The following is a 12,812-nucleotide window of genomic DNA, read 5'->3' on the forward strand; positions in this document are numbered from 1 at the left end:
GAGGCATTGATGGCCGGCAAGGTTGACCCCGGCATGCAACTGATCGAAGGCCTGCCGTTCGAGACGGATCGCGGTATCGCGTCGCGGGCCCGCATCGGCCTCATCGTGCTCGCCACTGATTATACGATCGAGCACGAATGGCGCCGCATTTTTACCGGCCTCGCCGGCGTGGCTCTCTATCAGAGCCGCATCCGCAACGACGCGCAGATCACGCCCGAAACCTTGCGTGCCATGGAACCGCGCATCGCTGCTTGCGCCGACGTCATCCTGCCCGGCGCCGATTTCGACGTGATCGCCTATGGCTGCACCTCGGCCGCGATGGCGATCGGCGAGGAGAAAGTGTTCGAGCGCATCCGCGAGGTGCGTCCCCATGTCGAATGCACGACGCCGATCACCGCCGCCTTCGCCGCCTTCCGCGCTTTGGGAGCGCGGCGCATCGGCGTGCTCACCCCCTATCGCGCCGATGTGAATCGCATCGTCGCGGATTACATCAAGGCGCGCGGCTTCACCGTGCCGGTCTTCGGCTCCTTCAATGAGGAGAACGACAATCTCGTCGCACGCATCGCGCCGAAATCAATCAAGGAGGGCATTCTCGCCATCAGGAAGCGCGCCGAGATCGACGCGGTCTTCGTCTCCTGCACCTCGATCCGCCTCGCCGAGGCCGCCGCCGAAATCGAGAAGGAGATCGGCATCCCCGTCACCTCCTCCAACCACGCCATGGCCTGGCATGCGCTACGCCTCGCCAATTATGACGAGCCCCTGCCGCAATGGGGCAAGCTCTTCACGCTGCCATTGGCGGATTGACCCGCTTCCCATTCGTCATCCCGGCGAAAGCCGCTGGCGTATTCACACATCGTATTGAGACGGCTATTGAGCGATCCCCTCTCCCCCAAGCGGGGGAGAGGGTTAGGGTGAGGGGGAACCAGCGGCACAATCCTGATGCGATGTCAGAACAATTGCCGTCAGTTCCCCCTCACCCTCCCGATGCTTCGCATCGGGTCCCTCCCTCTCCCCCGTTGGGGGCGAGGGTATAAGCGCACCCGACACAAGATGTGTGAATCCGATAGCGGCGAAAACCGGGATCCAATAAATTCTTTGAGCGTGGGCAGCGCCGCCCGCGTGTGCTTATCTAATGGGTCCCGGCTTTTCGCCGGGATGACGGTTGAGGGAGTGGTTTCACCTCACCGCCACCAGAATGATCCCCACTGTGCACAAGACGACGCCCAGCCAGTTCACCGCCGACAGCTTCTCGCCGAGGATCAGGACGCCGAACACCGCCACCAGGACGACGCTCAGTTTGTCGACCGGCGCGACGCGCGCCGCGTCGCCGATCTTGAGGGCGCGGAAATAGCACAGCCATGAGGCGCCGGTGGCGAGTCCTGACAGGATGAGGAAGAGATAAGTCCGGCCCGATATGCTCGACGGCGACTGGAACTGGCCCGTCGCGGCGAGGATGGCGGCCAGCACCGCGGCGATGATCAGCGTGCGGATGAACGTCGCGAGATCGGGATTGACGTTCTCGATGCCGACCTTGGCGAAAAGCGCGGTCAAGGCGGCGAAGATGGCCGAAAGAAATGCCCAGAATTGCCAGGAAGCCGCCATTGCCCTCACCGTCGCTTCGCCACGTCCTCCGCCATCGGGCAGAGGATCTCGAACATCATGGTCGCCCCGGCATAAGCGGTGAGCCCGGACGGATCGAAGGGCGGCGACACCTCGACCACGTCAGCGCCGACTATGTTAAGCCCGCGCAATTCGCGCAGCATCTGCTGGGCCTGGAACGTGGTGAAGCCGCCGATCTCGGGCGTGCCGGTGCCCGGCGCATAGACAGGATCCAGCATGTCGATGTCGAAGCTGACATAGGTGGGGCCATCGCCGACGATGCGGCGCGCTTCCGCCATGATCGCCTTCGGGCCTTTCTCCATCGCCTCCTCGATGCGGATGATGCGCACGCCCGCCTTCTCGGCATAGTTCACATCCTCGAAATCATACATCGAGCCGCGGATGCCGATCTGCACGACGCGCTTGGGATCGAGCAGGCCTTCCTCGATGGCGCGGCGGAACGGCGTGCCATGGGTGTAGCGGAAGCCGCCGAAAAATTCGTCGTAGAGATCGGTATGGGCGTCGAAATGGATCATGCCGACAGGACGCTTCTCGGCCACCGCGCGCAGGATGGGCAACGAGCAGAGATGATCGCCCCCCGCCACGAGCGGCCGGACGCCCTGGCCGACCAGCTTTTTGAACCAGGTCTCGACCCGCTTCAGCGTGTCCTGCACATCGGCCGGATTGACCGGACAGTCGCCGAGATCGGCGCAATTGGCGAGCTCATAAGGAAAGACATGCGAGACCGGATGGAGGCGCCGCACCATGGCGGAATTGTCGCGGATCTGCCGCGGCGCATGGCGCGGCCCCGGCCGGTTGGTGGTGCCGCCGTCCCAGGGGATACCGGCAAGGCCGATGTCGATGCCCTGGGCCGCGTCGAGCGGCACATGCGGCAGGCGCATGAAGGTGGCGATGCCGCCAAAACGCGGCGAAACGAAACCCGAGACCGGCTGGTTGAATGTGACGCTGTCGTTCCCCGGCATGGAAGGCTCCGTGTTAGGATGGGATCTATCCTAAACCAAGTGGGCAGGCGGGAGATACTGGAGACATGGCATCGATCGAGGTGGTCCAGGGCGACATTACCGGCCTCAGTGTCGATGCGATCGTGAATGCGGCGAATTCGTCGCTGCTGGGCGGCGGCGGGGTCGACGGCGCCATTCACCGCCGGGCCGGGCCCGAGCTTGTCCAGGAATGCCGGATGCTGGGCGGAGCAAAGACCGGCGAGGTCAAGATGACCAAGGGATACCGCCTGTCGGCGCGCTTCGTCCTCCATGCGGTGGGGCCCGTCTGGCAGGGCGGCGGCGCCGGCGAGGCGGAGCTTCTCGCCGCTTGCTACCGCAATGCCTTGGCGCTGGCCGAGCGTCATAAACTCAAGTCGATCGCCTTCCCGGCGATCTCGACGGGCATCTATGGCTATCCCAAAGCCGCCGCCGCCGGCATCGCCGTCACCACCGTCAGGGCACATCAGGCCGCCCTGCCGGAGCGGGTCATTTTCTGCTGCTTCGACGCCGAGACGGCCGGCCTCTATCGGGAGCTTCTCGCCTGACGTGCAGGGCTTTCAAGGCTGCATCCTCAGGGGAGGGGTTCACTCCGGCCGGCACATAAGGTAAGGGCAACCCTCCTCCTCACTCTGACGGTTTACCCAATGTCCGACAGACTGCCCATATTCGACGGCCACAATGACGTGCTTCTCCGGCTTCTGAACAAGCGAAGCCCAGACGCCGCGGAGCAGTTCCTGGCCGGCGACGGCGAGGGCCATCTCGACCTGCCGCGCGCCCTCAAGGGTGGTTTCGCCGGCGGCATGTTCGCCGTCTATATCTCCTCCAAGGACGACATTGGCGATATCGACGAAATGATGCGGGGGGCGTCCTATGACGTGCCGCTGCCGCGCCTGATCGAGGCACCCGAGGCAATGCCGACGGCGCTCGCCATGATGGCCATCCTGTTCCGCATCGAACGCGCCTCGGATGGGCGCGTGAAAGTGTGCCGCACCGCCGCCGAGATCCGCGACTGCATCGCCAGGGGCGTGCTCGCCACCGTGCTCCATATCGAGGGCGCCGAGGCCATCGACGAGAATCTCGATTCGCTCGAGGTCTTCTATCAGGCGGGCCTGCGCTCGATCGGACCGGTCTGGAGCCGACCCACCATCTTCGGCCATGGCGTGCCGTTCCGCTATCCGGCGACCCCCGACACCGGTCCCGGCCTCACCGATGCCGGCAAGGCGCTGGTCAAGGCGTGCAACGAGCTCGGCATCGCCATCGACCTGTCGCATCTGAACGAGCAGGGCTTCTGGGATGTGGCGCGTCTCTCCAAGGCCCCGCTCATCGCCACCCATTCCAATGTCCATGCCATCTGCCAGCACACGCGCAATCTCACCGACCGCCAGCTCGCCGCCATCCGCGATTCGGGCGGCATCGTCGGGCTTAATTTCGCCACCTGCTTCCTCAGGGCCGACGGCCAGGTCGACGCGGCCACGCCGATCGACCAGATGCTGCGCCATATCGATTACCTGATCCAGCATCTGGGCATCGAGGGCGTCGGCCTGGGCTCCGATTTCGACGGCGCGGTGGTGCCCGGCGAGATCGCCGACGTGGCGGGACTCGACAACCTGCGTCAGGCACTGCGCAAGCGCGGCTTCACCGACGACGTCCTGCGCAAGCTCTGCTACGAAAACTGGATCAACGTGCTCGAGCGCAGCTGGGGCGCCTGATGCCGACCGATCTCGACCTCATTGTCATCGGTGCCGGGATTGCCGGCGCTTCCGCCGCCGCCCGCCTGGCGGAGAACCGCAAGCTCGTGGTGCTCGAAATGGAAGAGCGCCCCGGCTATCATTCGACCGGCCGCTCGGCGGCCACCTATGAGCCGAATTACGGTCCGCCCTCGATCAGAGCCTTGACCCGCGCCGGGCGTTCCTTCTTCGAAGCTCCGCCCGATGGATTTGCCTCGGCCCCGCTCATCTCGCCACGCCCGACGATCTTCGTCGTTCCCGACCATCAGGAGGAGCAGGGCGCCGCCCTGATGAAAAGCAGCACGGATCTCGAGGAGATCAGCGTCGCCGAGGCGCGTCGCCACTTTCCGGCGCTGAAGGAGAGCTACGCCCGGCATGCGATGCTCGACGCCTCCACCGCCGATATCGATGTCGATCTCCTGCATCAGGGCTTCCTGCGCCGGATCAAGGCGCTGGGCGGCGAAGTCGTCTGCCGGGCGCCGGTCGACAGCCTCGCGCGCCAGGACGGCGCCTGGCAGGTGACGACGCCCGCCGGCAAATTTTCGGCGCCGATCATCGTCAATGCCGCCGGCGCCTGGGGCGACGAGATCGCCCGGCGCGCCGGCGTCAGGCCGCAGGGCCTGCAGCCCAAGCGGCGCAGCATGGCCGTCGTACCGGCGCCCGAAGGCATGAACTTCATGGGCTGGTCCTTTGTCGGTGATGTCGGTGAGACCTGGTATGCCAAGCCCTCGGGCGGCCGGCTCCTGGTGTCGCCGGCCGAGGCCGAGCCGGTGGAGCCGCATGATGCCTTTGCCGACGACCTGACGCTCGCGGAAGGCATCGCCCGTTTCGAGGAGGCTATCGATATTCCGGTGACGCGCCTCGACGGAAGCTGGGGCGGCTTGCGTTCCTTCGTCCCGGACGGCAATCCGGTTTGCGGCTATGACGCCGAGGCAGAAGGCTTCTTCTGGCTCATCGGCCAGGGCGGCTATGGCATCCAGACCTCGCCGGCGCTGGGTGACCTCGCCGCCTCCCTGGTCCGCCAGGAGGCCGTGCCTGCCTATATAGAAAGAGAAGGCCTCGAGCTTTCCGATATTGCCCCCGGCCGGCCCATCTAGGCTATCCCCTTTTCCTGAGCACGCTCCGGAGCCTCTTCCAAAAGTATAAGCCGTCAAATACCCGGCGACCCCCTATAAACCGGCCTTCACCGCGCTTTGACGGCGAGTTCACTTCTGCTGGAAAAGCTGCTTATATGCCGCCACGCCTTGAATGAATAAGGCGCTACCAGACCCACCAGGGAGGACTTCAATGAAACGAACGTTAACGCTGGCATCGGCACTGCTTGTCAGCACGATGTTGGCGGCAGGCGCTGCCGGGGCCAAGACCTTGGTCTATTGCTCGGAAGGCTCGCCGGAGAATTTCACCCCGGCGCTCAACACCACCGGCACCAGCCTGGACGCCGCGCGCCCGGTCTTCAACCAGCTCGTCGAATTCGAGCGCGGCTCGACCAATGTTGTGCCGGCGCTGGCTGAATCCTTTGAGGTTTCGCCGGACGGCCTCACCATCACCTTCAAGCTTCGCCCGGGCGTCAAGTTCCATTCCGGCGTCAACGGCTTCACCCCCACCAGGGACTTCAATGCCGATGACGTTCTGTGGTCCTTCGAGCGCCAGTGGAAGGCCGATCATCCGTACAGCAAGGTGTCCGGCGGCGCTTACGACTACTTCAACGACATGGACATGCCCAATCTTCTCAAGTCGCTCGAGAAGGTTGACGACCTGACGGTGAAGATGACTCTGAGCGAGCCGAATGCGCCGATCCTCGCCAATCTCGCCATGGATTTCGGCACCATCGAGTCGGCCGAATACGCCAAGTACCTGCTCGACAAGGGCACGCCGGAGCAGTTCGACCAGATTCCGGTAGGCACGGGGCCGTTCCAGTTCGTCGCCTATCAGAAGGACGCGGTCATCCGCTACAAGGCGTTCGACGCCTATTGGGGCGGCAAGGCCAAGATCGACAACCTCGTCTATGCTATCACGCCGGATGCGACGGCGCGCTATGCCAAGATGAAGGCCGGCGAGTGCCATGTGATGGGCTATCCGAACCCGGCCGACCTCGCGGCGATGGGCAAGGATGATAGCCTGAACCTCATGCAGCAGGCCGGCCTCAATATCGGCTATCTCGCGCTCAACGTGAAGAAGCCGCCCTTCGACAAGAAGGAAGTGCGTCAGGCCATCAACATGGCGATCGACCGCGACTCGATCCTCAAGGAGGTCTATCAGGGCGCCGGCCAGAAGGCCAAGAACCTGATCCCGCCGACCATCTGGTCGTACAACGACCAGATAAAGGACTACGAGTACAATCCGGAGAAGGCCAAGGAGATGCTGAAGGCCGCCGGCGTCGAGAAGCTCTCGAGCGACCTGTGGTGGATGCCGGTGCAGCGCCCATACAATCCGAATGCCAAGCGCATGGCGGAGATGATGCAGGCGGACCTCGCCAAGGTCGGCATCAACGTCGAGCTCAAGTCCTATGAATGGGGCGAGTACCGCAAGCGTCTGCAGGCGGGCGAGCACCAGATGGGCCTCCTCGGCTGGACCGGCGACAATGGCGATCCGGACAATTTCTTCTTCCTCCTGGGCTGCACGGGTGCCCGCGAGGGTGGCCAGAACATCTCGAAGTGGTGCGACAAGTCCTTCGAGGACAAGCTCCAGCAGGCCAAGAAGCTGTCCGAGAAGGCCGACCGCACCAAGCTCTATGAGGAGATGCAGGTCATCGCCCATGACGAGGCGCCGCAAGTGACGATCGCGCATTCGACCGTCTTCGAGCCGGTGAGCAAGAAGGTGTCGGATTACAAGATCAGCCCCTTCGGACGCCACGAGTTCTACGGCGTCGATATCGCCGAATAACGGAACCGAAGCGGGGCGGCCCAAAACCGCCCCGCTTCACTGATATAGCCAAAAGCCATGTTTCGATTCCTTTTGCGCCGTCTGGCGCTGACTGTGCCGACATTCCTGGCACTGATGTTCGTCACATTCATGATGATCCGCATGGTGCCCGGTGACCCGATCGAGGTGCGCCGCGGCGAGCGCGGCATCTCGCCCGAGCGGCTGGCGGAGCTGCGCCATGAGATGGGCCTCGACCAGCCGATCTGGAAACAGTTCCTCGACTATGTCTGGGGCCTGCTGCACGGCGATTTCGGCGTCTCGATCATCACCAAGAATCCGATCCTGCAGGAATTTTTCACCCTCTTTCCCGCCACCGTCGAGCTTTCGACTTGCGCGCTGCTTTTCGCCATCATCATCGGCGTTCCGGCTGGCGTCCTTGCCGCTTCGCGCCGCGGCGGCATCTATGACCAGAGCCTGATGGGCCTGGCGCTCACCGGCTACTCCATGCCGATCTTCTGGTGGGGCCTTATCCTCATTCTCGTCGTCTCCAACACGCTGGGCTGGACGCCGGTGTCGGGGCGCGTCGACCTCATCAAATACTACTATCCGCAGGTGACCGGCTTCATGCTGATCGACAGCCTGCTCTCCGGAGAGAAGGGCGCCTTCGCCGACGCCCTGCGCCATCTCATCCTACCCACCATCGTGCTCGGCACCGTGCCGCTCGCCGTCATCGCGCGCATGACCCGCTCTTCGATGCTCGAAGTGCTGGAAGAGGACTATGTGCGCACGGCGCGCGCCAAGGGACTGGCACCCTATCGCGTCATCGGCATCCACGCTTTGCGCAACGCGCTTATACCGGTCGTGACCGTGATCGGCCTGTCGGTCGGCACGCTGCTTGCCGGCGCCGTCCTCACCGAAACCATCTTCTCCTGGCCGGGCGTTGGCAAATGGCTGATCGAATCGATCGGCCGGCGCGACTATCCCGCTTTGCAGGGCGGCATCATGCTGATCTCGAGCATCGTCATCGTGGTCAATCTGCTGGTCGATCTGACCTACGGCCTCATCAATCCGAGAATCCGCCATGCCCGTTGACGCCACCCTGCCCGCCGTCGCCAGTCCCGCGGCACCGCCAAGTCCGCTCCTGGCCTTCTGGCGGTCCTTCCGCGAGAACCGCGGCGCTGTCCTGGGCCTCATCGTGGTTTCGGCCGTCATATTCATCGCCATCTTCGCCAATTTCCTGGCGCCGCATGATCCCTTCGAGCAGTTTCGCGGCTTCACCAAGCTGCCGCCGGTCTGGGCCGAGGGCGGCTCGTGGAACTTTCCGCTCGGCACCGACGCGTTGGGCCGCGACATGCTCTCGCGCCTCATGTATGGCAGCCGGATCTCGCTCTTCATCGGCCTTTCGGTGATGGCGGTCTCGATGATCGTCGGCGTCGTGCTTGGCCTCGCCGCTGGCTGGTTCGGCGGCGCCGTCGACGTGATCATCCTGCGCATCATGGACCTGATCATGTCGATCCCGAGCCTGGTGCTCGCCATCCTCATCGTCGCCATCATCGGCCCGAACCTCACCAACACGATCGTCGCGGTGACCGTCGTCTACCTGCCGCGTTATGTGCGTCTGGTGCGCGCCTCGGCGCTGACCGAACTGTCGAAGGACTATGTCACCGCGGCGAAAGTGTCGGGCGTCGGCCCCTTGCGGCTGATGTTCGTGACCGTCCTGCCGAACTGCCTGCCGCCCCTCATTGTGCAGGCGGCATTGGGCGTGTCGGACGCCATCCTCGAGGCGGCCGCCCTCGGCTTCCTCGGCCTTGGCGCTCAGCCGCCGACGCCTGAATGGGGCTCCATGCTCGCCGATTCACGCGATCTCATCACGTCGCATCCCTGGGTCATGGCCCTGCCCGGCATCGCCATCCTGATCACCGTGCTCGCCATCAATCTCATGGGCGACGGCTTGCGCGACGCGCTCGATCCCCGGCTCAGGAAGAGCTGAGAGGCCCATTATGACCCTGCTTGATATCCAGAATCTCACCGTCGAATTCAAGACCGGCAGCGGCTGGTTCCGCGCCGTCGATGGCGTCTCCTTCAAAGTCGATCCCCGCGAGGTGCTCGCCATCGTCGGCGAATCGGGCTCCGGCAAGTCGGTCTCCATGCTGGCGGTGATGGGCCTCCTGCCGTGGACGGCGAAGGTCACCGCCGACCGCATGCAGTTCGAGGGCCTCGACCTTCTGGGCATGAGCAGTTCCGAGCGCCGCAGGATCATCGGCAAGGACATCGCCATGATCTTCCAGGAGCCGATGTCGAGCCTCAATCCCTGTTTCAAGATCGGCTATCAGCTCACCGAGGCGCTGAAGACCCATCTCGACATGGACAAGGCTGAGCGCCGCGAACGCGTCATCGAGCTTTTGCGCCTGGTCGGAATCCCCGCGCCCGAGTCCCGGCTCAGTTCCTATCCGCATCAATTGTCGGGCGGCATGAACCAGCGCGTCATGATCGCCATGGCGATCTCCTGCAATCCGAAGCTCCTGATCGCCGACGAGCCGACCACCGCTCTCGATGTGACGATCCAGGCGCAGATTCTCGACCTCCTTCTCAAGATACAGCGCGACACCGGCATGGGCCTCGTGCTCATCACCCATTCGATGGGCGTCGTCGCCGAGACCGCCGAACGCGTCTCGGTGCAATATGCCGGCCAGAAGGTCGAGGAGCAGCCGGTCAAGGGCCTGTTCAAGGACCCGCATCATCCCTATACGGCCGCCCTTCTCGCCGCGCTTCCCGAGCGCGCCCATGTGAAGCGCCTGCCCTCGATCCCGGGTGTGGTGCCTGGCCAGTTCGACCGGCCCGCCGGCTGCTTGTTCTCGCCGCGCTGCACTTACGCCACGCAGCTCTGCCGCACGCAAGTGCCGCCGCAACAGAAGGACTTGGGCGACGCGCTCTGCCACTATCCGTTGAAGAACGGTGTGGCGCTCGGCCATCCGGGTAAGGAGAAAGCCGCATGAGCAGCGAAACCGTCCTCGTCGCCCGCGACCTCGCCCGCTATTACGAAGTCTCGCGCGGCGCCTTCCGCGATAGCGCGACGCTCAAGGCGCTCGATGGCGCGAGCTTCACCGTCGAGCGCGGCAAGACGCTGGCCGTCGTCGGTGAATCGGGTTGCGGCAAATCCACGCTCGCCCGCCTCGTCACCATGATCGAGCCGCCGACCTCGGGCTCGCTCAAGATCTCCGGCCACGAGATCGCCGGTGCCTCGGCCGAGACACTGCGAAGTCTGCGCGCGAAAGTGCAGATCGTCTTCCAGAACCCTTATGGCTCGCTCAATCCGCGCCAGCGCATCGGCCATGCGCTGGAAGAGCCGCTTCTCGTCAACACCAAGCTCTCGGCCAAGGAGCGCACCGAGAAAGCGCGCGCCATGATGACGAATGTGGGCCTGCGCCCCGAGCATTACGAGCGCTATCCCCATATGTTCTCGGGCGGCCAGCGCCAGCGCATCGCAATTGCCCGCGCGTTGATGCTCGATCCCGACATATTGGTGCTCGACGAGCCCGTCTCGGCGCTCGATGTGTCGATCCAGGCGCAGGTGCTGAACCTCCTGGCCGATATCCAGGAGCGGCTCAATCTCGCTTTCCTGTTCATCAGCCACGATCTCTCGGTGGTGCGCCATATCGCCAATGACGTCATGGTCATGTATCTCGGCCGCGTCGTCGAATATGGCAGCCGCGACGACATTTTCCGCAACCCGCAGCATCCTTATACGCGCGCTTTGCTCTCGGCGACGCCGATGGCGGACCCCGAGCGCAAGCGCGAGCGCATCGTACTCAAGGGAGAATTGCCCTCCCCGCTCAATCCGCCTTCCGGTTGCACCTTCAATCCGCGCTGTCCGCTCGCCTTCGATCTCTGCCGCGTCGAAAGTCCGGAGTTGCTTGCGCATGAGGCAAGCCTTGTGGCATGCCATGCCGTGAACAAGCCCGAGGCCGCGCCCAAGGCGGCCTGATCACCAAATCGGAGAAGCGAATGCCCCGCGCTGAACACTCGACCGGCGAAGCTCTTGTCGGCCTGCTCGAATCCTATGGTGTCGACACCATCTTCGGCATTCCGGGCGTTCACAATGTCGAGATGTATCGCGCTTTGCCGCGCTCGCAGATCAAGCACGTGCTGGTGCGCCACGAGCAAGGCGCCGGCTTCATGGCGGACGGCTATGCCAGGGCCACCGGCAAGCCCGGCGTCTGTTTCACCATCACCGGACCCGGCCTCACCAACATCATGACGCCGCTCGGCCAGTCCTGGTCCGATTCGAGCTCGGTCCTGTGCATCTCCTCGGCCCTCGACATCGCCGACAGCGCGCAAGGGCGCGGCCGCCTGCATGAGATGCAGAGCCAGCTCGGCGCCGCCCAGACGATCACCGATCTCGCCGTCAGGGCCTATACGCCGCAGGACGTGCGCGACGGCGTGGCGCGCGCCTTTTCGGCCTTTGCGTCGCGGCGTCCGCGCCCGGCCTATCTCGAACTGCCGCTCGACCTTCTGAAACTGCCGTCCGGCAGCGGCTGGACGACGCACAAGACGCCGAAGCTCCCGCAGGCTGCCGCCGACCAGATCAAGGAAGCGGCCGAGCTCCTCGGCAAAGCCAAATCTCCGGTCGTCCTGCTCGGCGGCGGCGCACTCGGCGCAGGATCGGCGGCGCTCGCCATCGCCGAAAAGCTCGGCGCGCCCATTCTCACCACCACGGCCGGCAAGGGCGCGGTCCCGGGCGATCATCCGCTCTGCCTCGGCTACCGGCTTGCCTCGCCTTCCGGCCGCAAGCTTCTGCGCGAGGCCGATGCCATCCTGTGTGCCGGCTCGGAACTGGCGGAGACGGATTTCTGGGAGACCGGCTTCCTTCTCGGCAAGGGCCTGATCCGCATCGATCTCGACCCGATGGTGCTGGCGAAACCTCATGGCGCCGACATCGCCATTCTGGCGGACGCCGCGACGGCGCTCGAGGCCATCTCCGCGAGCCTTCCCGCCGGCGATCATTCGGCCCGCCGCAAGGCGACCGAGAAGCGCATCGCCGACATTCTCGCCGCCGAGCCCGGCACCGACGACAAGTTGCGCGAGATGCTGCGCCAGGTGCTGTCCGTCATCCGCGAAAGCCTGCCGCGTGAGACGGTGATCGCTTCCGACATGACGCAGATCGCCTATGCGGCCAATGAGATCTTCCCCGTCTACGAGCCGCGCAGCTGGCTGCATCCGGTGGGCTTCGGTACCCTCGGCTTCGCGCTGCCCGCCGGCATCGGCGCCAAGTTCGGCTGCCCCGACAAGCCGGTCGCGGTGATGATCGGCGATTACGGCATCCAATATACGATCAATGAGCTGGGCACCGCCGCCGAGCACAAGCTGCCGCTCGTCATCCTCATGTGGAACAACGACGCGCTCGGCCAGATCCGCGACGACATGGTGAACAAGGGCATCCAGCCCAATGCCGTCACCCTGGTCAATCCGGACTTCCAGGCGCTCGCCAAGGCCTATCGCTGCCATGCCGAGAAGCCCGACTCGCTGAAGGCCCTTGGCCAGGCGATCGCGCGCGCTTTGAAGGCCGACGGGCCGACGCTGATCGAAATGACGCCGCGTATGCTGGGCTAGATTCGCGGGAGCA

12 protein-coding genes are annotated in these 12,812 nt (G+C 64.4%); 10 read left to right on the top strand and 2 right to left on the bottom strand.

The annotated features are described in order from the left end of the window. Positions 1–9: 9 nt before the first annotated feature. Positions 10–804 carry an aspartate/glutamate racemase family protein gene (locus G5V57_RS06920; protein WP_206530218.1) on the top strand — a complete coding sequence of 265 codons (795 nt, stop codon included), beginning with the start codon at positions 10–12 and terminating at the stop codon, positions 802–804. A 372-nt stretch (positions 805–1,176) separates the two neighbouring features. Here G5V57_RS06920 and G5V57_RS06925 read toward each other — a convergent pair whose 3' ends face one another. Both G5V57_RS06925 and speB read right to left on the bottom strand, forming a co-directional pair. Further along, positions 1,177–1,602, bottom strand: a complete 426-nt coding sequence (locus G5V57_RS06925) for an EamA family transporter (RefSeq protein ID WP_165166812.1) — start codon at positions 1,600–1,602, stop codon at positions 1,177–1,179. 5 nt (positions 1,603–1,607) lie between these two features. Beyond that, the gene (speB, locus tag G5V57_RS06930; protein WP_165166813.1) at positions 1,608–2,582 is read right to left on the bottom strand and encodes an agmatinase; all 975 of its coding nucleotides are present in this window, start codon (positions 2,580–2,582) and stop codon (positions 1,608–1,610) included. A 65-nt stretch (positions 2,583–2,647) separates the two neighbouring features. Here speB and G5V57_RS06935 point away from each other — a divergent pair, with 65 nt between their 5' ends. The 9 genes from G5V57_RS06935 (at position 2,648) to G5V57_RS06975 (ending at position 12,799) form a co-directional block, all read left to right on the top strand. Then, positions 2,648–3,145, top strand: a complete 498-nt coding sequence (locus G5V57_RS06935) for an O-acetyl-ADP-ribose deacetylase (RefSeq protein WP_165166814.1) — start codon at positions 2,648–2,650, stop codon at positions 3,143–3,145. A 99-nt stretch (positions 3,146–3,244) separates the two neighbouring features. After that, positions 3,245–4,309 (top strand): dipeptidase, encoded by a 1,065-nt coding sequence (locus G5V57_RS06940; protein ID WP_165166815.1) that lies wholly within the window; start codon positions 3,245–3,247, stop codon positions 4,307–4,309. Then, complete coding sequence (locus tag G5V57_RS06945) at positions 4,309–5,424, top strand: FAD-binding oxidoreductase (RefSeq protein ID WP_165166816.1); 1,116 nt, start codon at positions 4,309–4,311, stop codon at positions 5,422–5,424. The genes G5V57_RS06940 and G5V57_RS06945 overlap by 1 nt, the downstream gene beginning before the upstream one ends. 190 nt (positions 5,425–5,614) lie before the next feature. Continuing rightward, on the top strand, positions 5,615–7,210 hold the full coding sequence (locus G5V57_RS06950) for an ABC transporter substrate-binding protein (RefSeq protein ID WP_165166817.1): 1,596 nt from the start codon (positions 5,615–5,617) through the stop codon (positions 7,208–7,210). 57 nt (positions 7,211–7,267) lie between these two features. Next, the gene (locus G5V57_RS06955) at positions 7,268–8,281 is read left to right on the top strand and encodes an ABC transporter permease subunit (protein WP_165166818.1); all 1,014 of its coding nucleotides are present in this window, start codon (positions 7,268–7,270) and stop codon (positions 8,279–8,281) included. After that, positions 8,271–9,179, top strand: coding sequence for an ABC transporter permease subunit (locus tag G5V57_RS06960; protein WP_165166819.1), 909 nt, complete (start codon positions 8,271–8,273; stop codon positions 9,177–9,179). The genes G5V57_RS06955 and G5V57_RS06960 overlap by 11 nt, the downstream gene beginning before the upstream one ends. Positions 9,180–9,189: 10 nt before the next feature. Next, positions 9,190–10,185: an ABC transporter ATP-binding protein gene (locus G5V57_RS06965; protein ID WP_165166820.1), complete on the top strand. Its 996-nt coding sequence runs from the start codon at positions 9,190–9,192 to the stop codon at positions 10,183–10,185. After that, entirely contained in the window at positions 10,182–11,174 is a 993-nt protein-coding gene (locus tag G5V57_RS06970) for a peptide ABC transporter ATP-binding protein (RefSeq protein WP_165166821.1), read from the top strand. The genes G5V57_RS06965 and G5V57_RS06970 overlap by 4 nt, the downstream gene beginning before the upstream one ends. Before the next feature lie 20 nt (positions 11,175–11,194). After that, the gene (locus tag G5V57_RS06975) at positions 11,195–12,799 is read left to right on the top strand and encodes a 5-guanidino-2-oxopentanoate decarboxylase (protein ID WP_165166822.1); all 1,605 of its coding nucleotides are present in this window, start codon (positions 11,195–11,197) and stop codon (positions 12,797–12,799) included. The last annotated feature ends 13 nt before the right edge of the window (positions 12,800–12,812 follow it).

It is taken from the genome of Nordella sp. HKS 07, from assembly GCF_011046735.1.
Classification (GTDB): Bacteria; Pseudomonadota; Alphaproteobacteria; order Rhizobiales; family Aestuariivirgaceae; genus Taklimakanibacter.

Excerpts from the sequence above, each read along its gene's own strand:
- G5V57_RS06950 (WP_165166817.1), top strand. The coding sequence starts at position 5,615 with ATGAAACGAACGTTAACGCTGGCATCGGCACTGCTTGTCAGCACGATG.
- G5V57_RS06940 (WP_165166815.1), top strand. The coding sequence starts at position 3,245 with ATGTCCGACAGACTGCCCATATTCGACGGCCACAATGACGTGCTTCTC.
- G5V57_RS06960 (WP_165166819.1), top strand. The coding sequence starts at position 8,271 with ATGCCCGTTGACGCCACCCTGCCCGCCGTCGCCAGTCCCGCGGCACCG.
- G5V57_RS06945 (WP_165166816.1), top strand. The coding sequence starts at position 4,309 with ATGCCGACCGATCTCGACCTCATTGTCATCGGTGCCGGGATTGCCGGC.
- G5V57_RS06935 (WP_165166814.1), top strand. The coding sequence starts at position 2,648 with ATGGCATCGATCGAGGTGGTCCAGGGCGACATTACCGGCCTCAGTGTC.
- G5V57_RS06965 (WP_165166820.1), top strand. The coding sequence starts at position 9,190 with ATGACCCTGCTTGATATCCAGAATCTCACCGTCGAATTCAAGACCGGC.
- G5V57_RS06925 (WP_165166812.1), bottom strand. The coding sequence starts at position 1,602 with ATGGCGGCTTCCTGGCAATTCTGGGCATTTCTTTCGGCCATCTTCGCC.
- G5V57_RS06975 (WP_165166822.1), top strand. The coding sequence starts at position 11,195 with ATGCCCCGCGCTGAACACTCGACCGGCGAAGCTCTTGTCGGCCTGCTC.
- G5V57_RS06970 (WP_165166821.1), top strand. The coding sequence starts at position 10,182 with ATGAGCAGCGAAACCGTCCTCGTCGCCCGCGACCTCGCCCGCTATTAC.
- G5V57_RS06920 (WP_206530218.1), top strand. The coding sequence starts at position 10 with ATGGCCGGCAAGGTTGACCCCGGCATGCAACTGATCGAAGGCCTGCCG.
- G5V57_RS06955 (WP_165166818.1), top strand. The coding sequence starts at position 7,268 with ATGTTTCGATTCCTTTTGCGCCGTCTGGCGCTGACTGTGCCGACATTC.
- speB (WP_165166813.1), bottom strand. The coding sequence starts at position 2,582 with ATGCCGGGGAACGACAGCGTCACATTCAACCAGCCGGTCTCGGGTTTC.